At 47.3% G+C, this 21,577-nt stretch carries 15 protein-coding genes, 1 tRNA gene and 3 pseudogenes; 8 read left to right on the top strand and 11 right to left on the bottom strand.

The window, feature by feature from the left end; all coding sequences use genetic code 11:
• The first annotated feature begins 148 nt into the window (after positions 1–148).
• The 5 genes and pseudogenes from A4V03_RS00920 to A4V03_RS00900 all read left to right on the top strand — a co-directional run bounded on the left by A4V03_RS00920 (position 149) and on the right by A4V03_RS00900 (position 6,643).
• The gene (locus A4V03_RS00920) at positions 149–2,431 is read left to right on the top strand and encodes a GH92 family glycosyl hydrolase (protein ID WP_065537598.1); all 2,283 of its coding nucleotides are present in this window, start codon (positions 149–151) and stop codon (positions 2,429–2,431) included.
• Between the two features lie 52 nt (positions 2,432–2,483).
• Positions 2,484–3,434 carry an endonuclease/exonuclease/phosphatase family protein gene (locus tag A4V03_RS00915; protein ID WP_024987611.1) on the top strand — a complete coding sequence of 317 codons (951 nt, stop codon included), beginning with the start codon at positions 2,484–2,486 and terminating at the stop codon, positions 3,432–3,434.
• Between the two features lie 90 nt (positions 3,435–3,524).
• Positions 3,525–4,686 (top strand): annotated as a pseudogene (locus A4V03_RS00910) (glycoside hydrolase family 76 protein).
• A 76-nt stretch (positions 4,687–4,762) separates the two neighbouring features.
• Positions 4,763–5,140 (top strand): annotated as a pseudogene (locus A4V03_RS00905) (glycoside hydrolase family 125 protein); the annotation flags it as partial.
• A 351-nt stretch (positions 5,141–5,491) separates the two neighbouring features.
• On the top strand, positions 5,492–6,643 hold the full coding sequence (locus A4V03_RS00900; protein ID WP_065537597.1) for a glycoside hydrolase family 130 protein: 1,152 nt from the start codon (positions 5,492–5,494) through the stop codon (positions 6,641–6,643).
• 304 nt (positions 6,644–6,947) lie between these two features.
• Here A4V03_RS00900 and A4V03_RS00895 read toward each other — a convergent pair whose 3' ends face one another.
• The 4 genes from A4V03_RS00895 to A4V03_RS00880 all read right to left on the bottom strand — a co-directional run bounded on the left by A4V03_RS00895 (position 6,948) and on the right by A4V03_RS00880 (position 11,410).
• On the bottom strand, positions 6,948–9,218 hold the full coding sequence (locus A4V03_RS00895) for a GH92 family glycosyl hydrolase (protein WP_024987945.1): 2,271 nt from the start codon (positions 9,216–9,218) through the stop codon (positions 6,948–6,950).
• A gap of 157 nt (positions 9,219–9,375) precedes the next feature.
• Positions 9,376–10,047, bottom strand: a complete 672-nt coding sequence (locus A4V03_RS00890; RefSeq protein ID WP_024987944.1) for an RluA family pseudouridine synthase — start codon at positions 10,045–10,047, stop codon at positions 9,376–9,378.
• Between the two features lie 9 nt (positions 10,048–10,056).
• Entirely contained in the window at positions 10,057–10,803 is a 747-nt protein-coding gene (gene fabG, locus A4V03_RS00885; RefSeq protein WP_009040273.1) for a 3-oxoacyl-[acyl-carrier-protein] reductase, read from the bottom strand.
• A gap of 16 nt (positions 10,804–10,819) precedes the next feature.
• Complete coding sequence (locus A4V03_RS00880; RefSeq protein WP_024987943.1) at positions 10,820–11,410, bottom strand: TetR/AcrR family transcriptional regulator; 591 nt, start codon at positions 11,408–11,410, stop codon at positions 10,820–10,822.
• A 237-nt stretch (positions 11,411–11,647) separates the two neighbouring features.
• Here A4V03_RS00880 and A4V03_RS00875 point away from each other — a divergent pair.
• A tRNA-Met gene (locus A4V03_RS00875) sits at positions 11,648–11,720 on the top strand.
• 425 nt (positions 11,721–12,145) lie between these two features.
• On the opposite strand, the gene A4V03_RS00870 is transcribed toward A4V03_RS00875, so the two are convergent.
• The 7 genes and pseudogenes from A4V03_RS00870 to A4V03_RS00840 all read right to left on the bottom strand — a co-directional run bounded on the left by A4V03_RS00870 (position 12,146) and on the right by A4V03_RS00840 (position 19,624).
• Positions 12,146–13,045, bottom strand: coding sequence for an AraC family transcriptional regulator (locus tag A4V03_RS00870; protein WP_065537596.1), 900 nt, complete (start codon positions 13,043–13,045; stop codon positions 12,146–12,148).
• A gap of 228 nt (positions 13,046–13,273) precedes the next feature.
• A pseudogene (locus A4V03_RS00865) lies at positions 13,274–13,504 on the bottom strand (lactaldehyde reductase); the annotation flags it as partial.
• Between the two features lie 26 nt (positions 13,505–13,530).
• A complete protein-coding gene (gene rhaD / locus A4V03_RS00860; RefSeq protein ID WP_065537594.1) occupies positions 13,531–14,340 on the bottom strand; it encodes a rhamnulose-1-phosphate aldolase in 810 nt (269 codons plus the stop codon).
• Between the two features lie 96 nt (positions 14,341–14,436).
• On the bottom strand, positions 14,437–15,456 hold the full coding sequence (gene rhaT, locus A4V03_RS00855) for an L-rhamnose/proton symporter RhaT (protein WP_065537593.1): 1,020 nt from the start codon (positions 15,454–15,456) through the stop codon (positions 14,437–14,439).
• A gap of 3 nt (positions 15,457–15,459) precedes the next feature.
• Positions 15,460–16,716 carry an L-rhamnose isomerase gene (locus A4V03_RS00850; RefSeq protein WP_065537592.1) on the bottom strand — a complete coding sequence of 419 codons (1,257 nt, stop codon included), beginning with the start codon at positions 16,714–16,716 and terminating at the stop codon, positions 15,460–15,462.
• Between the two features lie 56 nt (positions 16,717–16,772).
• Positions 16,773–18,230 carry a rhamnulokinase gene (rhaB, locus tag A4V03_RS00845; RefSeq protein ID WP_065537591.1) on the bottom strand — a complete coding sequence of 486 codons (1,458 nt, stop codon included), beginning with the start codon at positions 18,228–18,230 and terminating at the stop codon, positions 16,773–16,775.
• Between the two features lie 191 nt (positions 18,231–18,421).
• Positions 18,422–19,624 carry a hypothetical protein gene (locus A4V03_RS00840; RefSeq protein WP_065537590.1) on the bottom strand — a complete coding sequence of 401 codons (1,203 nt, stop codon included), beginning with the start codon at positions 19,622–19,624 and terminating at the stop codon, positions 18,422–18,424.
• Between the two features lie 857 nt (positions 19,625–20,481).
• On the opposite strand from A4V03_RS00840, the gene A4V03_RS00835 reads away from it, so the two are divergent.
• Positions 20,482–20,955 carry an arginine repressor gene (locus A4V03_RS00835; RefSeq protein ID WP_065537589.1) on the top strand — a complete coding sequence of 158 codons (474 nt, stop codon included), beginning with the start codon at positions 20,482–20,484 and terminating at the stop codon, positions 20,953–20,955.
• Positions 20,956–20,981: 26 nt separating this feature from the next.
• Positions 20,982–21,560 (top strand): GNAT family N-acetyltransferase, encoded by a 579-nt coding sequence (locus A4V03_RS00830; protein ID WP_065537588.1) that lies wholly within the window; start codon positions 20,982–20,984, stop codon positions 21,558–21,560.
• The last annotated feature ends 17 nt before the right edge of the window (positions 21,561–21,577 follow it).

The following is a 21,577-nucleotide window of genomic DNA, read 5'->3' as shown; positions in this document are numbered from 1 at the left end:
TAGCGTAGAATATATGTAAGAATGCGCGCCTGTTTGGTTAATTATAGCGCCACATGACAATTTAGTATTTCGACTTCCCATAGTAGCATTTCTTTTCTCCCTATTTTCGTCGTAGAAATTATTATCAAATCAATAAATTCATTTGTTCATGAAAGCACATTTTTCATTTAAACACTTGCTATTTCTTGGAGGTGCCGTGTTGTACAGCCTGCAATCTTCTGCCGTTAAGAATCCGGTAGACTATGTCAGCACACTGGTAGGTACCCAATCCAAGTTTGAACTATCTACCGGAAACACGTATCCAGCTACGGCATTGCCGTGGGGAATGAATTTCTGGACACCGCAGACCGGTAAAATGGGAGACGGCTGGGCATATACGTACAATGCCGACAAAATCCGGGGATTCAAGCAGACGCACCAACCCAGCCCGTGGATGAACGACTACGGCCAGTTTGCCATCATGCCCATTACCGGCGGACTGGTATTCGACCAGGACCGGCGCGCCAGTTGGTTCTCTCACAAGGCGGAAGTCGCCAAGCCTTATTATTACAAGGTGTATCTAGCCGACCATGACGTGACTACCGAACTCGTTCCCACCGAACGTGCAGCCATGTTTCGCTTTACGTATCCCGAAACGAAGAATTCCTATGTCATCCTGGATGCCTTCGACAAAGGTTCTTACATCAAAGTGATTCCCGAAGAGAACAAGATTATCGGCTATTCGACAAAGAACAGCGGCGGTGTGCCCGAAAACTTCAAGAACTACTTTGTAGTGCAGTTCGACAAGCCGTTTACGTTTACTTCCACCGTTTCGGAAAACAGGATTCTCCCTAATGAAACGGAAGCGAAGGGGAACCATACGGGAGCTGTCATCGGATTCGCCACGAAAAAAGGAGAAATCGTCCACGCCCGTGTCGCCTCTTCTTTTATCAGCCCCGAACAGGCGGAACTGAACCTGAAAGAGCTAGGCAACAAGACTTTCGACCAACTGGTGAGCAGCGGACGAAACATATGGAACCGTGAAATGGGCAAGGTAGAGATAGAAGACGACAACATCGACAACCTGCGCACGTTCTACTCCTGCCTGTACCGTTCGATGCTCTTCCCGCGCAGTTTCTACGAAATAGACGCGAAGGGACAAGTGATGCATTACAGCCCTTACAACGGCAAAGTACTTCCGGGGTATATGTTTACCGACACCGGATTCTGGGATACATTCCGCTGTCTGTTTCCTTTCCTCAACCTGATGTATCCGTCAATGAACCGGAAGATGCAGGAAGGACTGGTGAACGCTTACAAGGAAAGCGGCTTCCTGCCCGAATGGGCGACACCGGGACACCGCGACTGCATGGTAGGCAACAACTCGGCTTCCGTTGTAGCGGACGCCTATATCAAAGGTTTGCGCGGATATGACATCGAAACTCTTTGGGAAGCGTTGAAACACGGAACGAACGCGCATCTCCGCGGGACTGCTTCCGGCCGTCTCGGTTATGAGTCCTACAACCAACTGGGCTATGTAGCCAACAACATCGGAATCGGGCAGAACGTAGCCCGCACCCTCGAATACGCTTATAACGACTGGACTATCTATGCATTAGGCAAGAAACTGGGTAAACCGGCCGACGAAATCGAGATTTATAAAAAGCGCGCACAGAACTACAAGAATGTCTATCACCCGGAACGCAAACTGATGGTGGGCAAGGACGATAAAGGTGTATTCAACCCCAACTTCGACGCGGTAGACTGGAGCGGCGAATTTTGCGAAGGTAACAGTTGGCACTGGAGTTTCTGTGTATTCCACGACCCGCAAGGGCTTATCGACCTGATGGGCGGCAAGAAAGAATTCAATACCATGATGGATTCCGTATTCGTAATTCCGGGCAAGCTGGGAATGGAAAGCCGCGGCATGATTCACGAAATGCGCGAGATGCAGGTGATGAACATGGGACAATATGCACACGGCAACCAGCCGATTCAGCACATGGTTTATCTTTACAACTATTCCGGCGAGCCTTGGAAAACCCAGTACCGGGTACGCGAAATAATGGACAAGCTGTATACCGCCGCACCGGACGGTTATTGCGGTGACGAGGATAACGGTCAGACTTCTGCCTGGTATGTATTCTCCGCCTTAGGCTTCTACACTGTTTGTCCGGGAACCGACGAGTATGTCGTAGGCTCTCCTCTCTTCAAATCAGCCAAACTGCATCTGGAGAACGGGAAAACAGTCACTATCAAGTCGGATAACAACCAGCCCGACTACTGCTACATCAAAGAAATGAAAGTGAACGGAAAGCCGTACTCACGCAATTATCTTACACACGACCAGTTGACGCGAGGTGCGAATATCCAATTCCGGATGAGCCCTGTACCCGACAAACAACGGGGAACCACTGAAAAAGATGCTCCCTACTCTCTTTCATTTGAATAAAATATCGTACTTTTGAAGTCTGAGAATTATCTATCAAACAAACTATAAAAACATGAAACTTAAAAGCCTTTTATTTATTGCTATTGTCGCGATAGTCTTTTGCGGTTGCCAAAGTAACTATCAGCCTACTTCCATCACCGTTGCCTCCTACAATCTGAGAAACGCCAACGGCAGCGACTCCGTCAACGGAAACGGTTGGGGACAACGTTACCCGGTCATTGTCCAAATGGTGCAATACCATGATTTCGACATTTTCGGCACGCAGGAGTGCTTCATCCATCAACTGAAGGACATGAAAGAGGCATTGCCCGGTTATGATTATATCGGTGTAGGACGCGACGACGGCAAAGAGAAAGGCGAACATTCCGCGATTTTCTATCGTACGGACAAGTTTGACGTGATAGAAAAGGGGGATTTCTGGTTGTCAGAAACGCCCGACGTGCCTAGCAAAGGTTGGGATGCCGTACTGCCGCGTATTTGCAGTTGGGGACATTTCAAATGCAAGGACACCGGTTTCGAATTCCTTTTCTTCAACCTGCACATGGACCATATCGGTAAAAAAGCCCGCGTGGAAAGCGCATTCCTCGTACAGGACAAGATGAAGGAACTCGGCAAAGGCAAAGACCTTCCGGCTATCCTGACGGGAGATTTCAATGTCGACCAGACTCACCAGTCGTATGATGCTTTCGTGAGCAAAGGGGTATTGTGCGACTCTTACGAGAAGTGTGATTTCCGCTATGCCATCAACGGTACGTTCAATGACTTCGACCCGGACAGCTTTACGGAAAGCCGTATCGACCATGTGTTCGTGTCGCCGTCTTTCCACGTGAAAAGATACGGCGTACTGACGGATACATACCGCAGCATCGTAGGAAACGGCGAGAAGAAGCAGGCGAACGACTGTCCGGAAGAAATCGACATCAAGGCTTACCAGGCACGCACGCCTTCCGACCATTTTCCCGTGAAGGTGGAACTGGAGTTTGACGAGCGGCAACAGAAATAATATTTGTCAGCCGTGTGCCGTCTATCCGTCATTCGGCTGACACTTTTCACTAATAACCTGAAAGTTTCAATTCCCAACTCCGATACTCCTATGAGAAATATATGTTTTGCAGCCTGTATGCTATTTTGCCTTACTTCCGCAGTAGGAAAGACTCCAGGAAATGCCCGCTATCTTTCTATTGCCGACTCGATTCTATATAATGTCTTGAATCTGTATCAGACAAATGACGGGCTACTGACAGAAACGTATCCCGTCAATCCCGACCAGAAAATCACTTATCTGGCAGGCGGTACGCAACAGAACGGAACGCTGAAAGCGTCTTTCCTATGGCCGTATTCCGGGATGATGTCGGGCTGTGTGGCGCTATACAAAGCTACGGGAAATAAAAAGTACAAAAAGATACTCGAAAAGCGGATTCTTCCGGGAATGGAGCAGTATTGGGACGAAAGCCGCCTGCCAGCCTGCTACCAGTCGTATCCTGCCAAGTATGGGCAGCACGGACGTTATTATGACGACAACATCTGGATTGCACTGGATTACTGCGACTACTACCAATTGACGCACAAGCCTGCTTATTTGAAGAAAGCCGTCGCACTGTATCAATATATTTACAGCGGATGGAGCGATGAAATGGGGGGGGGGAGGCATCTTCTGGTGCGAACAGCAGAAAGAGGCGAAGCATACTTGTTCCAACGCCCCGTCGACAGTGCTCGGTGTCAAACTGTACCGGCTGACAAAAGACGCCAGGTATCTGGAAAAGGCGAAAGAGACTTATGCCTGGACGAAAAAGCATCTGTGCGACCCTGACGACCACCTTTACTGGGACAATATCAACCTGAAAGGAGACATCTCCAAAGACAAATATGCCTACAACAGCGGACAGATGATTCAAGCGGGCGTATTGCTTTACGAGGAAACAGGGGACAAACAGTACTTGCGCGACGCACAACAGACAGCCGCAGGAACAGATGCATTTTTCCGTACAAAAGCCGACAAGAAAGACCCGGCAGTCAAGGTGCATAAAGACATGGCGTGGTTCAACGTGATTTTATTCAGAGGACTGAAAGCCCTGTATAAAGTTGACAAGAATCCGATGTATGTCGATGCCATGGCAGACAATGCCGTGCATGCCTGGGAAAGTTACCGGGACGAAAACGGACTATTAGGCCGGGATTGGTCGGGACACAACGAAGAGCAGTATAAATGGCTGCTCGACAATGCTTGTCTCATCGAATTATTTGCCGAAATTTAATCAATTAAAAACTATTACCATGAATATTACTAAAGCCTTTTGCTTATCCATGGCACTCTTGGGCACAGCCAACATACATCTGGGAGACGTAAAAGTGAACGACCCGATTTATCAGAATACCCGCAAATTCGTATGGAGTGAGGATAATCCTTACTTCTTCAAAGGTACTGCCGGAGAGGGTATCGGTGGCCCGCATATCGGATATGACATGATTTGGCCGATGAGCATTATGATGAAAGCGTTCACCAGCCAGAACGATGCGGAAATCAAGACTTGCATCAAAATGTTGATGGACACGGATGCCGGAACAGGTTTCATGCACGAGTCCTTCCATAAAAATGACCCGAAAAACTTCACCCGTTCCTGGTTTGCATGGCAGAATACACTGTTCGGGGAGTTAATCCTGAGACTTGTCAACGAAGGAAAAGTGGACTTATTGAACAGTATCCGGTAGTTCCTACCCTGCTCTTGCCTATGAGATAATTGATTCATGCTTCGGAAACAAGAGTTTCAAGCAATAGAAACTAAAGTTTCAAGCCTTTGAAACTACAGTTTCCCACTGCTGAAACTATGGTTTCTCACCGTTGAAACTATGGTTTCAAATAAGGAAACAATTCTTTTCCCGTAAGCACACACAATGTGACAGCAACAGTTGTCGTCACACTGCTATCACATCATGCTGTCACATAATAACTCATGCATTATCAAGCACTTGCATCTAATCATGTGACAGATGACAGCATTTTTTTATTTTTTTAATTTATATGTAGAGGAGTAATTGTCCTCATAAACCAATTAATAGATTATGAAATCAACTTTTTTATTTCTACTTGCTACAACGATGATGACCTGTACCGCCTACGGACAGTCTGCCAATAACAAAGAGAACAAATTGCCCGATTGGGCTTTCGGCGGTTTCGAACGTCCGAAGAACGTCAATCCTGTAATATCTCCCATAGAAAACACTAAGTTTTATTGCCCGTTGGCAAAAGATTCCATTGCCTGGGAATCGAATGACACCTTCAATCCGGCAGCCACACTCTACAATGGGGAGATTGTCGTATTGTATCGTTCAGAAGATAAGTCCGGTGTCGGCATCGGTCACCGCACTTCCCGTCTCGGCTATGCCACTTCTACCGATGGCACGCGTTTCAAACGGGAAAAGTCGCCGGTGTTCTATCCGGACAATGATTCGCAAAAAGAACTGGAATGGCCGGGTGGCTGTGAAGACCCGCGAGTTGCCGTGACAGAAGACGGACTTTATGTAATGATGTACACGCAATGGAACCGCCATGTGCCCCGCCTGGCAGTAGCCACTTCCCGCAATCTGAAAGACTGGACAAAGCACGGCCCTGCCTTTGCCAAAGCATACAACGGGAAATTCTTTAACCTGGGATGCAAATCCGGCTCTATCCTGACGGAAGTAGTAAAAGGAAAACAGCTTATCAAGAAAATCAACGGGCAATACTTTATGTACTGGGGCGAAGAACATGTATTTGCCGCCACTTCCGATGATTTAATCAACTGGACGCCTGTTGTCAACATAGACGGCTCCCTAAAGAAACTATTCTCTCCCCGCGACGGATATTTCGACAGCCATCTGACCGAATGTGGACCTCCGGCTATCTACACCCCAAAAGGGATCGTCCTTCTCTACAACGGAAAGAACCATGCGGGAAGAGGAGACAAACGCTACACCGCCAACGTCTATGCTGCCGGACAAGCTCTTTTCGATGCCAACGAACCGACCCGCTTCATCACCCGTCTTGACGAACCGTTCTTCCGTCCGATGGACAGCTTCGAGAAAAGCGGGCAATATGTAGACGGCACCGTCTTTATCGAAGGAATGGTTTACTTCAAAAACAAATGGTATTTGTATTATGGCTGTGCAGACTCCAAGGTAGGCGTAGCCGTTTATGACCCGAAACGCCCCGCCAAGGCTGACCCGCTGCCATAAGCAATGAAATAACAAACAGCCGGTTATAGAAAACACAAATCCTGCTCTCATCCCTATTCACTGAAAAGAATAGAGTTTGAAAGCAGGATTTATTTTTGGATTCTCAAAGAGAAATCAGCCAATCACATTCAAGCAAGTTATGTACAAACTCTTTGCACATATTTAACGCTATTCGCTATTCCATTGTTTCCATTAATAACATTCAGCCCTCTTCTATAAAACCTGTTAGTCTTATGGAAGAGGACTGAAAACTACGTTCAAACAACTATCTGAATCCTATTACCTATTGAAAACTATGTTCTTCTTATTCATTTATCTTATTCAAAGCAACCGGTCTGTTTGCCGGAGCCTTGCCGAAATTCTTATTCGGTTTCTTTCCCATTACAAACTTCAAAGTGCTGCCGTTGATAATATCATCATATATGATATAACTCTTATTATAAGGCTTACCGTTCAAATAAACTTTCTGGATATAAATATTCTCTTTGTTATTGTTGGGAGCTTCAACTGTAAATGTCTTGCCACCACGTACCTTCATTTCGACTTTCTTAAAACACGGGCTGCCGAAAACAAATACACCGTCCGACGGATTCACTTGATAAAGCCCCATGGATGAAAGAAGATACCAGGCGGACATCTGACCGCAGTCTTCATTGCCGATGATACCGTCCGGTCGGTCTGTATAGAATTCATCCATGATGAAACGGACTTTCTCTGCCGTTTTCCATTGCTCGCCGGCATATGCATACAGGTAGGCGACGTGATGGCTCGGTTCATTTCCATGTGCGTATTGCCCGATAAGTCCGGTAATATCACTGGATGCGCCTTCGCCCATGCTGTCATTGTTGGTGAAAAAGTCATCAAGTTTTGCAACAAACGGTTTATCACCGCCGAACAGCCCGATTAGTCCATACGGGTCTTGCGGAGCGAAAAATGTATATTGCCAGCCGTTACCTTCGCAAAAATCTCCGACGGTATGGATGGAACGTGCCGGGTCATAAGGAGTACGCCAGGAACCGTCTTCCAACTTCGGACGGATGAAGTGGATGGAAGAGTCGAAGTAGTTTTTATAGTAATGCGCACGTTTCGCGTAAGTTGCCGCATCTCCGGTCTTTCCCATTTTACGTGCCATGGCGGCAATTCCCCAGTCATCTACTGCATATTCCATGGCTATCGAGGTAGCTTCATGGATTTTATCGGCAGGGATATATCCTTTCTCTATCACATAAGGGACTCCTTTTTGTTTCTCATAAGTGGCAGTCGCTTTCATTGCCTGCAATGCTTCTTCCGCATCAAATCCGGTAAATCCTTTCAGGTAAGCATCGGCAATGACAGGGACGGAGCTATAACCCGGCATTTGATTAGTTTCACCGCTCATCAAAGGCCAGATAGGAAGCTTGTCCTGCTGGCGGTAGATGGAAAGCATGGAGTTGACCACGTTGTCTACCATTTCAGGCTGGATGATAGTCATCAGAGGATGCAGGGCTCGGTAGGTATCCCATAAAGAAAGGGTGGTATAGTTGACCTTCTTCGGGTCAGTATAAATCATATCATTCATCCCTCTATATTCTCCATTCACGTCACAATAAAGCGTAGGAGCAATCATGGTATGATAATGCGCAGTATAAAAAGTACGTTTGGAAGCCTCATCATCCGTCTCTACTGTCATTCTTGCAAGTTCTTTATTCCATCGTCCGGCACTCATCTTTACTGTTTTGTCAAAGTCCCAGTGAGAAAGTTCTTCTTGCAGGTTCATTGCTGCATTGGCACAGCTAACGGAAGAAATAGCAACCTTTATCTTTACTTGTTTTACATTGCCGAAGGTGAGGACGCTTTTTACGGATGCTACTTTCAGTTGGTCCCAGGGTTTCGGCGTATTATCATCGTAGGCTGTAAACTGCTCTATCTTCTTGTCGCTCTTCAGCACAAAATAGACTTTCCGGGAAGGGCTCCACCCCCTTACGTAGCGATAGCCTTCTACTGTATAGTCGTCTATTTTACGGATATAGCTATCATAGGCATTCGAGCCGTTCCCTTCGCGCAAGTCAATCAATATAGAAGCAGGCTTGCCTTCGGGGTATGTATAACGATGGAAGCCTACCCGGTCTGTTGCCGCCAGTTCCGCTCTGATATTATAGCGATCGAGAAGTAAGGAGTAATATTCCGGACGGGCTATCTCATTATCGTGCGAATAGCGGGAAGCGTAGCCGTCACGTATATCATCCTGATTTCCTCTAGGAGTACGGATTTCATTCAACGGCATAATGAGAATATCACCTAAGTCGGTACATCCCGTACCGCTCAGATGAGTATGCGAGAAACCTATCAGGATGCTGTCGGAATAATGATAGCCGGAGCACCAGTCCCATCCTTTATGGATATTGCTAGGGCCGAGCTGCACCATGCCGTAAGGAACGCTCGTTCCTACAAATACATGCCCGTGATAACCGGAGCCGATATAAGGGTCGACATACTGAAGCAGTCCTTCACTTTTTGAATAGTCCCGTTGTGCAACTCCGCTTCCTGTCGCAAGTAAAAAGCAGGAAGTAAGTGCGAGTAGTTTAAATGCCTTCATTCGTATTTTTTTTTAGTATAACTGAATATAGTAATTTAATTAGCGAATGATGCAAATATAATATGTATCGGGGAATTTACCGGCTGTCGCTAGAATTAACCGGAAGAATGGCAGGCAAGTTTACTCTTTTGGCAAAAAGAAGAAGGATTTGCACTGCCTAGAACAGTTCAAATCCTTTCCATAGGTTTCCATCGGGAAGAGGAGCTTCAAGCTCTATCAACTCTTTCGAGACGGGATGTACAAACCGTACTCGCCGGGCATGCAGACAAATACTTCCATCAGGATTGGAGCGTGGAGAGCCATACTTCAAATCTCCCTTGATAGGACATCCCATCTTTGCCAGTTGGCAGCGAATCTGATGATGGCGTCCGGTTTTCAAGTCAACTTCGAGCAGGAAATAATTCTCTGAACGGCCTATTAAACGGTAGTCTAAAATCGCCTTCTTGCTATTCGGCACTTCTTTATCGTACGCATAACTCTTGTTCTGCTTTTCATTGCGCACAAGGAAATGCACCAGTTCGCCCTCCGGTTCTTTCGGCGCATTTTTCACGACTGCCCAATAAGTCTTCTTCACCTCACTGGTGCGGAACATATCATTGAGACGCGTAAGTGCCTTACTCGTCTTGGCAAAAATAACAAGACCGCTTACGGGGCGGTCCAGCCGGTGTGTCACACCGATGAAGACATTTCCGGGTTTCTGATACTTCTCTTTCAGATACAGTTTCACACTCTCCGAAAGCGGCGTATCTCCCGTCTTGTCTGCCTGGACAATCTCGGAAGCGGTCTTGTTGACTACAATGATATGGTTGTCTTCGTATACAACAGTCATTCTGTTCGATTACATATTCATACCACCATCTACCTGAATCACCTGACCTGATACATAAGAAGACATATCAGAAGCCAGGAAGGTAGCGATGTTTGCCACATCTTCAGGAGTACCACCACGACGCAAAGGAATTTTCTTTGCCCATTCAGCTCTTACTTCGTCAGATAGAGCAGCTGTCATGTCTGTCAGGATGAATCCCGGAGCGATAGCGTTGGCACGGATGCCGCGAGAGCCCAACTCTTGTGCGATAGACTTAGCCAATGCAATCATACCTGCTTTAGAAGCAGCATAGTTAGCCTGTCCAGCATTTCCGTGAACACCTACAACAGAGGCCATATTGATAATGCTACCAGCTTTTTGACGCATCATGATGGGGGTACAAGCGTGGATGAAGTTAAATGCAGACTTCAGGTTCACGTTGATTACCATATCCCATTGCTGTTCGCTCATACGCATCATCAAGCCGTCACGAGTGATACCGGCATTGTTTACCAATATATCAATACGTCCGAAGTCCTTGTGGATTTCTTCTACGACCTTTGCAGTATCTTCAAAGTTAGCAGCGTTAGAAGCATAACCTTTGGCTTTCACACCCATTGCTTCCAATTCTTTAACTGTATTGTCTGCATTTTCGTCAATGACAAGGTCAGTAAATGCGATGTTTGCGCCTTCGGCAGCAAACTTAAGAGCGATAGCCTTACCAATACCGCGAGCAGCACCGGTCACAATGGCTGTTTTTCCGTCTAATAATCCCATACTAAAAGTTATTTAATTAAATTTCTGTTCTATGCAGTGCGCCAAACACAATGTTGGACACATATCTGTTTCTTGTATCTTCATCCAGATGTGCACCTATATGTCCACGAATATAAGGAACTTCAATGCCTTTCACACAATAATGTATCAAGTCGGCAGTCATCTCCACATCGTCAATATGAAAAACTCCTTTTGCCTGTCCTTCCAACAGAACAGTCTTAAAGAACTGTATTTCCTTTGCGTCGAATTTCTTACGCACCTTCTCCACCCGCCATATATCACGGAAAAAGTTAGCACGCAACGTCCCGTTCCGATAGACCACCTCTTTCACTGCGTCTAATCGGGTATATATCAGCTCCAGCAGTTTTTCGTCCGGAGAAATGTTTTTCTCGGCTACCCGCTTCATCATATCCGACAAAATATCCAATTCCGATTCCACAACAGCCAGATAGATTTCATCCTTACTTTTAAAATAAGTATAAAGCGTTCGTCTCCCTTTTTTAGAAGCAAGAGCGATATCGTTCATAGTCGTATTTTCTACTCCCATCTTCGCAAACAACTGACGGGCTACATCTACTAACTTGGCTTTTGTCTTGGATACGGTCATAGGTTACAAATTGCACATTGCTGAATATTTTGAGCAAAAGTAACGCTTTTCTTTAGACCATACAAGAAAATAGAGAGAATATTAACATTTGTGTATTTTGAGGTACTAAAAAAAAGTCTAAATATTATACTACTCATTTTCAGTCATATAAGAAAAAAAGGAGAATTTATTAGAAAAATATTCTCCAAATAATTTGTGTATTCCAAATAAAGCCGTACCTTTGCACTCGTTAAACATCGCGGAGTGGAGCAGTTGGTAGCTCGTTGGGCTCATAACCCAAAGGTCATTCGTTCGAGTCGGATCTCCGCAACTAAGATAAGAAGAATCGCAGAAATGCGGTTCTTCTTTTTTATGGCAGCTCTTCTTTATTAATGTTATTCACAATCCTATTTCAATTATCAACAAGGATATCAACAAAGTTATTAACAGGTTAATTCTTTTATAATAAGACAATTAACATAATATCATCCTTTTCTATTAACAAGGCAGTATTTAGACTCAGTTGCACATCCATTCATCAATCATCTTACTAATATTTACATATAGTAATCGAAAACTACTCTTCGTACAATTCTATATTCATTTCCGGATTCGACCAACCCGACATTACATCCGCATCGCATCATAACAGGAAATATAGCGGGGATGATATTCTTATAAAAATCATAGAAAAAGGTCCCTTGTCTTGAGTCAGGACAACCGCACACAAGGTTTACATCAGGGCTATGCGGCAATTCATTCCTCCCGCCCGGACGAACGATACTCCAGCGGAGTAAGCCCTGTACGTTTCTTGAAGAAAGAAAAGAAATACTCGGTAGACTGAAAACCAAGAAAGAAAGAAATCTCTTTCACAGACTGGGAAGTTCCCACCAGCAGTTGTTTGGCTTTACGAAGTTTCAATTCCTGGAAATATTTGGCAGGAGCATAACCTGTATACTCCTTAAAGACACGACGGAACCATGAATAGCTGATATTGAGCCGCATAGCCAACTCTTCCGGGTCCACATTGCCGGATACATTCTCGTTCATAATAATCTTTGCCTGTTCGATCTTCTGGTCCACATCACTCATCTCAAAAACTTTATTCTTGGAGACGGAAAGAATCATCCCTATCATGTGGAGCACAATCCCGGAAAGATATTGTTGCGCGGAAATCTTATCCGCTTCGGCTACGGCAAGAGCACGGGAAAACAATGAGACCAACTCTTCATTAAGGCCTATCTCCAGTATTTGCTGTTCCTGCGACAAAAAAGCATCATCAACAATGGCGTCTATCATAGGTCCCTCGAAACCGATATAATATTCCGTCCAACCAGTCTGCCGCAACGGACGATATGTATGCCACTGGCCGGGAAACAAGACCATCAGCCTGCCTTTACAAACTTGCTTTTCAGAGGTAGAATCGGACGAAAACAAACCGCGACCCTTGGTGATATATACCAATTGATACTCACGAAGCACCCGCCCTTTTTCCGCATTAAAGAAGTAGCCGGAAGGATGCTCTTTCAACGGGTAAGGCGAATCGGGAGGAATGGATTGATAGCCGACAGTATTTACCCACAGACCGAATTTGCGGTCCATGTCATTTACAATCAGATATTTGAATTCAAGTCCTAAACTATTATCCTCGATCATACCAGTGTGTTTTCATGCAATTGAGTTGGACAAAAATAGGAATTATTTTCAGAAAACACACGCAAGGATACCAAAAAACATCCGGTTATAGTAAGGAAACACCACAGACTGCACGGATTAATGCGGAATCTTGATATAGAAGAATCAATAATTTAAGAATTAAATCTGTGTAAACCTGTATAAACCTGTGCAATCTGTGGTGAAAAGAGCTTCCGCAAGAACCAGCTTTTAGAAAGCTTTGCGATATATAGCTTCGATATCTGCTACCGAAGTAGGACGAGGATTACCACCCGTACAAACATCATTGAAAGCCGCCACTGCCAATGCAGGAATATCCTCCTCCTTCACATTGATTTCATGCAGTTTCTGAGGGATGCCGATGCTAAGGGAAAGGGCTTTTACTGCTTCAATAGCCGCCTTCACACCTTCCGCTTCACTCATTCCGGCAGTGTCCACTCCCAAATTCGACGACTGGCGTACAAATATTATTTAGGAAGATTGAAAGCTACTGACATTTCTTTCATCTGTTCCTGACTCATGCCATCCGGTTCGAAGCCCATATTCTTGGCTGCAATATAAATCAGAGCCGACTTATTGAGTACATCAATCTGGTCGAATGCCTGCATAGCATCACAATCCACTGCAAATACGCCATGTTTCTCCCACATCACGACATCATAGTCCTGCAATTCCTTGATGGTAGCTTCCGCCAGTTCTACCGAACTGGGCAACTTATAAGGAATGATACCCAGACCACGCGGGCAGAATGCCTTTGTTTCGGGAATCATACTCCACAACAGATTGGTGGCCACATCTTTTTCCAGGAACTTCGGACAATGTGTCATGGCAATCAGCTCAATCGGGTGTGTGTGTACAGATGCTTTATAAGGAGAGTTTTTTCTCAACAGGTCATTGTGTACGCTCAAGTGGGAAGGCAATTCCGATGTCGGGGCTACGGCTTCATCCGCAATAATCACATAGCTGGCACAGTCATCCAGAATACGGATTACCGAACCGTTTTCCATCGGCCGGCGGGCCAAATCACGCATGCGTTTATTAGTTCCCTTGCAGTAGAAATAGCAGCCTTTCAGATAAGGAAGCGTCACACCGATAGGCTTTACTTCGCTGATCGGCTCCATCTGACGGATTTCATCGTCTACAAACTCTGTGATATTGACAGTGATATTGCCACCATTACGTTCGGCCCATCCTTTCTGCCACAAGTATCCGGCAACTTCCGCTACCTTGTTTACTTCCTTGGCAAGTGCCGGACGATTCTCTAAAATTGATTTCATTATATATATATTTTTTTAAATTAGGCACGGATTACACGGGTTTTGCCGCAAGTTATAAAAAAACTGCGTAACCCGTGTAATCCGTTCTTGATTTTTTTAGAACAAATTTGGGAACACCAAAGAGAAGACAAGGACAATCAGACCAGCTATCAGCACAGTGATAGTCTTGGTGGACACCCCTTTCCATTCTTTCAGAATTATTCCCCAAACATTACTGAAGGTTACATTCAATGCCATCAGGATACACCAGGAGAAAGCCAGCAACACCGGGCTTTCGGTGAGGAAGCTCTTGCCCATCTCCAATCCGAAGAACTGCATATACCATAGTACGCCTGCCAACGCACAGAACACCAGATTATTGCCCCACACTTTTCCTTTGGCATAGTCGCCCATCGTTTTGTTAGCCACATTCTGTTGCAGACAATAAGCTGCATTTGTCAGGAAGCCTCCAAGCGTAACCAGGAAGATAACCGGCAGACCGGCATAAAGTCCTTCCACTCCCCCAGCCAAGGCGGCTTCCTTGATAGGTGTTCCCGCATCCAGCCCCAAAGCAAAGCAGGCACTCATGACACCAGCCAGGAGTGCTACCAGCAAGCCTTTTGTCAATGCAAAGTCTTTTACGGCAGCGCGTTTTTCCTCTTCGCTCATGTTTTGTGCACGCAGGCTGCCGGCATACCCGATAATAGCAATACCAGCCAACGTGATGCAAACACCCAGCAAAAGAATCAGTCCGTTGCCTGCGAACAGGTTTGTACCGGCAAAGAGCGCCGGAAGAAGGGTTCCGAAACCGGCACAAGTGCCCAATGAGATACTCTGTCCGAGCGCAACACCCAGATAGCGCATGGAAAGTCCGAAAGTCAACCCTCCTACTCCCCACAATATACCATAAAAGATGCTCATTCCGACACCTCCCGCTCCCCACAAGCCGGGCAGACTGCCCCCTTGGGGTACGCCCAGCAGTGAGCCCAGGAACGGGAACACCAGCCAGGCAAACACACCTTGTATCAACCAGAAGCTTTCCCAGCTCCATTCTTTTACCTTCTTGATAGGTACATAAGAGCTGGACTGGCAAAAGCTACCGATGGCTATAATCAACAAGCCGATTAAGATTTCCATACCTTATCGTTTAGAAGTTACTTCGGCTTCGTACTTTTCGATTTCCGCGATGAAATCTTCACCTACCGGAACGTTGTTCTTCAAGCAGAACATATCCCAAACTGCATTCCAAGGCAGCGCTTTTGCTTCTTCGAGCAGCGCCAGACGCTGGAATCCCTGTCCGTTGGCTTCGTATTCGCGCAACTTGGCGATGGGTTCGAGCAGAGCACGGGTCATACATTTCTGTGCGGCACGGCTACCGATTACGTATGCGCCGATACGGTTGATAGATGCGTCGAAGTAGTCGAGACCATAATGTACACGGTCCAGAGCACCGCAGCGGACGATTTCCTGGAAGAGTTCCATGGTCGGGTCGTCCATGATAGTAACGTGGTCCGAATCCCAACGGACGGGGCGGCTTACGTGCAACATCAATTCGGGCACATAAAGCAACAGTGAGGAGACTTTGTCGGCCACACTTTCCGTGGGGTGGAAATGACCGGTATCCAGCGTAATCATCTTGTTGCGAGAAGCGCCATAACCGATATAGAAGTCGTTGGACCCCACTGTATAGCTTTCCAGACCGATACCGAACACTTTAGATTCGATGCAATCCTTCATATTCTTATATTCGGTGGCGAAGATTTGGTCCAGAGAATCTTTCAGCAATGCACGATATTTCATGCGGTTCACCGTGATATCCTTGCTTCCGTCGTGCACCCAAAGATTCATGATACACGGGTCTCCCTGTGCCTCGCCCATCGCTTCTGCAACGGCACGGCAACGTTTGGTATGTTCAATCCAGAACTGACGGATGCCTTCATCGGGGTTAGAAAGAGACAAGTCGCCCGATTTCGGATGCGAGAAAGAGGTAGAGTTGAAGTCGAGCTTCATGTTGTGTTCTTTACCCCATTCAATCCAGCTCTTGAAGTGTTCCGGTTCCACCTGGTCGCGGTCTACCACCTTGCCCTGGAAATCTCCATAGATTTCGTGCAGGTTGAGGCGGTGAGTGCCCGGGATATAAGAGGCGGCTTTCAAGATGTCGGCACGCAGTTCGTCGATGTTGCGGGCCTTGCCCGGATAGTTGCCGGTAGCTTGGATACCTCCGGTCAGCGAGCCGGCCTGTACTTCGAATCCCGCAACGTCGTCGGCCTGCCAGCAGTGGAGTGACAGATGAAAATCCTGCATCGTTTTCAACACTTGTTCGGTGTCTACACCTACTGCCGCATAGCGTTCGGCAGCAATCTCATACGCTTTCTGAATCAGTTCTTCCTTTTTCATGATATTCTATATTAGTTTAAATGAATGAATGATTATTCTGTCGGTTGTCCGATGCATTATCGGACGCAATTCTTGAAATGGATATAAGCCGCGTCCCAGGCTTCCGTATCTTGCGGCCGGTAGGTTTTCAAGGGGATGGAGCGGTTGATCAGCTGTCGCATGCCGGCAACGTCCGTCGCTTCGCCTGCCGCCATCGCCTGAATCATCACATTGCCGATAGCGGTAGCTTCGGACGGGCCGGCGACTACGGGGATTCCTGTCGCATTGGCTGTAAACTGATTCAGCAAGTCATTACGGCTGCCGCCGCCAATCACGTGTAGGGTCTCAATCGGACGAGGAGAAAGCGAACGTAAGTTCTCCAACACCTGGCGATAACGCAAAGCCAAACTTTCAAAGATGCAACGCACCACTTGTCCGCGTTTCTCGGGTACTGCCTGTGCGGTAGCCCGGCAATATTCGGCAATGGCTTTTTCCATATCCGCAGGATTGGCGAAACAATCGTCGTCCGGATTAATCAGGCTACGGAACGGCTCGCAAGCATCCGCCTCGCTGATTAATTCGGGGTAGCTTGTATCTCCCCAATTCAGGCGGCAACGTTCCAGCAGCCACATTCCGCAGATATTCTTCAACAGGCGGATGGTGCCTTCCACACCGCCTTCGTTGGTGAAGTTCAACGCTTCCGTTTCGGCATTAATCACCGGAGCATCCGTTTCAACTCCCATCAACGACCAGGTCCCGCTGCTCAAATAGGCAAAGTTACGATCGAGTGCCGGAACGGCAGCCACGGCCGAACCGGTGTCATGTCCGGCTACGGCAATGACGGGGATTGCCCCCAGTCCGGTTATCTTTTGCGCTTCTTCCGTCAATACTCCCACCTTTTCGCCGGGGAACACAAAGCGTCCGAAATTCTTTTCGCTCAGGCCGACTGCTTTCAGCAGTTCCGGTTCCAGCCGACGTGTCCGGGCGTTTACGAGCTGTGCTGTCGAGGCGATTGTGTATTCCGTCACCATCTCTCCGGTCAGCATATAGCTTAATGCATCGGGCATGAACAGTATTTTATCTGCCGCCTCCAGTGCGCTGTCGCGGTTGCGGCGTAACGTATCCAGTTGGAAAAGTGAATTAAAATTCATAATCTGAATGCCCGTTTTGGCATATACTTCGCTACGCGGGATGCGGGCGAAAAGGGCTTCGGGTGCACCCGCCGTATGGGGGTCACGATAGGCGTAGGGCTGACGGAGGAGGTTTCCGTCTTTTCCGATGCATACAAAATCCACTCCCCACGTATCAATTCCGATAGAAGCTATGGATTCGCCACGATGAGCCACCTGCTTCAATCCGTCGATGATGTGACGGTATAATGCATAGATATCCCAGTAGAAATGTCCGCCCACTTCAATCAGGTGGTTGGGAAAACGGTTAATCTCTTCGAGGTTTAGTCCGCCTTCGGTGAAGGTTGCTAAGATTGTACGGCCGCTTGTTGCGCCCAGGTCGACTGCAAAAAAGTTTTGTTTCATGGTATTCTGTCTATATATTTAAGGTATCCATTTACCTACATGGCAAAGGTAGGCGGTTTTCTGCTCCCTTTCCTTATGCTTTTTGATGGAAAGGATGTGTATTTTGACATTATACATTAAATTCAGACATGATGCTGCCTGCCGACAGGCAGGCAGCATTATAATATCATACTGAGGCCAGTGGCGCGTCGTCATGCGGCGGGGTCGGGCGCTTCCTGGCTGAAGGCGATGATTTCCACTCCGTCGGCAATGAGCCTGTCGCAATAGCTTCCGGCAGGCACTTCGACGGTAGCTTCCAGCTGCGTGGGCGTGGCTCCTGCGGCGATGGTGGCGTCCACGGTAGTCGTTGCGCTCTGATGGCTTCCGGCGGCGTAGGCAAGCTGTAGGTTGGTAATCGCATTCAGGTTGTTTCCGGTGAGGTGGATGGCTACGGTCGGTCCGCAGGCAAAGCGCGGGTCGCCCGGCTGGCGCGCTTTCCCGTCGATGTTGACGATGTTCACCGTGGGCGGCACGGTGACCTGTTCGGTGTTTCCGCTGCCTCCGCTCAGTTTGTCAGGCTTGATGAAGATGCCCGCCTTGACGCCATATGACTGCATGGCCTCTTCTTCCGCCACGGAGGAGGTGTATTGCGGCAGCAGGGCGTTGTTGGCGATGAGCTGTTGCGAGGAGACGAGGACGCGATTGGACGAGCGTCGGGAGTGTACCCATCCGAAGGCGCCTTGTCCGACGTACTCTCCGTGACCGAGAAATCCGTCGGTGGTGGAGAATCCGTACGAAGGAGCGATGGAGAGCAGCGTCGTCGTATCCGTGGGGTTGAGGTTGATGCGCGTCTGTGTGCCGCGTACGTAAGGCATGCCGTCGGGCGAGGTGAGCTGTAGGGCTGAAAAGTAACTGATTTGGTCGTAATAGTTGTATTCGACGTTATTTTCCACCACGGCACGGGCAAACTGTGCAATCGTCGTCGTCTCGTCTATCTTCAGGTCTCCCAGGCTGATGTTGGTGTAGGCCGTTTCGTCAGTGCCCGTCACGCCGATGGAAGGCAGCGAGCCTTGCGATATGTAATAGTCGGCGGCGATGCAGACTCCCAGTTCCACCTCCTGACGGGTGAGGAAGACAGGGGGCATCTGCATGTTCATGCTCACGAAGCGGTTGTAGTCACTCTGCCCGCGGCGTTTCGTTTCGAAACAATCCTTCAGCGTGCCGTTGAAGCTTTTATACATGTTGACGATGTTGGCCCACCGCGTGCGTACGGCCATCTGTTCCGGGGTTTTCGGGTCTTTTATCAAACTTCCCGGGGTGTAGTTGCGGACGATTTGTTCACCGTCCCGTACGTAGAAAACGTCTTCTCCGATTCTTCCTGTGAATTTACCTCTCAGGGTATTACCTTTTGCCATGATTCTAAGTTTTTAAATTTAACAATGGAGTCTGTTTAAGTCTATCGGTCAAGTTCCCGGAGGAAGGTGAGGGAGAAGTAAGCCGGCTCGTAATAACTATCCAAGCGCTTGTTTGACAATTCAACGAATCGGTGCGGCAAATGGTTTGGCAACGCACGGGCACTTTCGTTACCAAACGTTAAACCATGCCGGATACGGGAACGGAAAAATGCGGACACATCTACAGAGTGCCTTATCAGCATCTCTTTAACATCTGTTATACATACGCCCTTCAAGTCCCTATTAAGTTATATTCTCGTTACATTTCGAAAGTATATTTAGCCGTTTTTTTGTAAATAATAATGATTACCTAGAACGAAGAGGGAACGAAGGGGAAACGAAGGGGATACGAAGATGAGAGGAAAATGAGAGAAAGGAGCAGCGCCGGACGGAAAAAATACATTACAACAGCCATATCTATACGGGATGAATAATTAATATTCTTTATGCACAGCTTAACGTTTATTTCACCACGGATTCAGCCGCCCGTCAATGGCATACCACCAAACATTTTTTCCGGCCCACCGATGCATTTCCTCATGAATGGAAAAGAAAAACTCGTCTTTACGAAAAGAAAAACACCTCCTTACGAAAAGAAGAACACCTCTTTATGAAAGAAAAAACCACCTTCGACGTATGAGCGCAAAGCGCAACGCCTTTGATAACAGCCCCCGCAGTTTCCGTCCCAATCCCCCGTCCCCCCGAGTCGGCCTTACCGAACGGGGAAAAAATCACTTTTATGCAAAAAAACTTTGGTTTTATGCATCTTTTCTCCAAAATAATGCATACTTTTGCACCATCATCAGAATAATTATGCAATGAAGAAGAAAGCAAATCGGTTGGACGCCATCAAAATGATAATCTCAAGCAAGGAAGTCGGTTCGCAGGAAGAACTGCTGCAAGAGCTGAACCGCGAAGGCTTCGAACTGACGCAGGCCACCCTCTCGCGCGACTTGAAACAACTGAAAGTAGCCAAAGCCGCCGGTATGTACGGAAAGTACGTATACGTACTGCCGAACAACATCATGTATAAACGCTCTACCGACCAGAGTGCCGGCGAAATGTTACGCAACAACGGATTCATCTCCCTACAGTTTTCCGGCAACATTGCCGTCATCCGCACCCGCCCCGGCTATGCCAGCAGCATGGCGTATGACATCGACAACCACGAATTCGGCGAAATCCTGGGAACCATTGCCGGCGACGATACCATCATGCTGGTGCTGCGCGAAGGAACCGGCATCAGCAAAATACGCCAGCTCCTGTCAGTCATCATCCCCAATATCGAATAATCATACCTATTTATATAATATAAAAAATGGACACTCAACCAATAGATGTTATGGTAGCCGACGCCTCGCATGAGGTTTACGTTGACACTATTTTGGAAACTATCAGAAATGCTGCCGCCGTACGAGGAACAGGAATCGCAGAACGTACACACGAATACGTAGCGACAAAGATGAAAGAAGGCAAAGCAATCATCGCCCTTTGCGGCGACACGTTTGCCGGATTCACCTATATCGAATCATGGGGAAACAAGCAATATGTAGCCACTTCCGGCCTGATTGTTCATCCCGACTTCCGCGGATTGGGACTGGCAAAACGCATCAAACAGGCTTCTTTCCAACTGGCACGGCTCCGATGGCCGAAAGCGAAAATATTCAGCCTCACCTCCGGAGCAGCCGTGATGAAGATGAATACGGAACTGGGATACGTACCCGTCACCTTCAACGAACTGACGGACGACGAAGCCTTCTGGAAAGGGTGCGAAGGATGCATCAACCATGACATCCTGGTGGCGAAAAACCGCAAGTTCTGCATCTGCACAGCCATGCTATACGACCCGGCAGAACCGAGGAACATCAAAAAGGAACAAGAAAGAAATAACATCTAAAAAAAACATACAGCACT

Origin of the sequence: Bacteroides caecimuris (assembly GCF_001688725.2) — a bacterium.
In the GTDB taxonomy this organism is placed as follows: domain Bacteria; phylum Bacteroidota; class Bacteroidia; order Bacteroidales; family Bacteroidaceae; genus Bacteroides; species Bacteroides caecimuris.
Note: the sequence above shows the minus strand (reverse complement) of the source record. Positions and strands in the feature narration are given on the sequence as shown.

Coding starts and splice junctions, on each gene's coding strand:
- A4V03_RS00835 (WP_065537589.1), top strand. CDS start 20,482: ATGAAGAAGAAAGCAAATCGGTTGGACGCCATCAAAATGATAATCTCA.
- fabG (WP_009040273.1), bottom strand. CDS start 10,803: ATGGGATTATTAGACGGAAAAACAGCCATTGTGACCGGTGCTGCTCGC.
- A4V03_RS00830 (WP_065537588.1), top strand. CDS start 20,982: ATGGACACTCAACCAATAGATGTTATGGTAGCCGACGCCTCGCATGAG.
- rhaB (WP_065537591.1), bottom strand. CDS start 18,230: ATGAAACAAAACTTTTTTGCAGTCGACCTGGGCGCAACAAGCGGCCGT.
- A4V03_RS00840 (WP_065537590.1), bottom strand. CDS start 19,624: ATGGCAAAAGGTAATACCCTGAGAGGTAAATTCACAGGAAGAATCGGA.
- A4V03_RS00900 (WP_065537597.1), top strand. CDS start 5,492: ATGAAATCAACTTTTTTATTTCTACTTGCTACAACGATGATGACCTGT.
- rhaD (WP_065537594.1), bottom strand. CDS start 14,340: ATGAAATCAATTTTAGAGAATCGTCCGGCACTTGCCAAGGAAGTAAAC.
- A4V03_RS00920 (WP_065537598.1), top strand. CDS start 149: ATGAAAGCACATTTTTCATTTAAACACTTGCTATTTCTTGGAGGTGCC.
- A4V03_RS00915 (WP_024987611.1), top strand. CDS start 2,484: ATGAAACTTAAAAGCCTTTTATTTATTGCTATTGTCGCGATAGTCTTT.
- A4V03_RS00880 (WP_024987943.1), bottom strand. CDS start 11,410: ATGACCGTATCCAAGACAAAAGCCAAGTTAGTAGATGTAGCCCGTCAG.
- A4V03_RS00890 (WP_024987944.1), bottom strand. CDS start 10,047: ATGACTGTTGTATACGAAGACAACCATATCATTGTAGTCAACAAGACC.
- A4V03_RS00895 (WP_024987945.1), bottom strand. CDS start 9,218: ATGAAGGCATTTAAACTACTCGCACTTACTTCCTGCTTTTTACTTGCG.
- rhaT (WP_065537593.1), bottom strand. CDS start 15,456: ATGGAAATCTTAATCGGCTTGTTGATTATAGCCATCGGTAGCTTTTGC.
- A4V03_RS00850 (WP_065537592.1), bottom strand. CDS start 16,716: ATGAAAAAGGAAGAACTGATTCAGAAAGCGTATGAGATTGCTGCCGAA.
- A4V03_RS00870 (WP_065537596.1), bottom strand. CDS start 13,045: ATGATCGAGGATAATAGTTTAGGACTTGAATTCAAATATCTGATTGTA.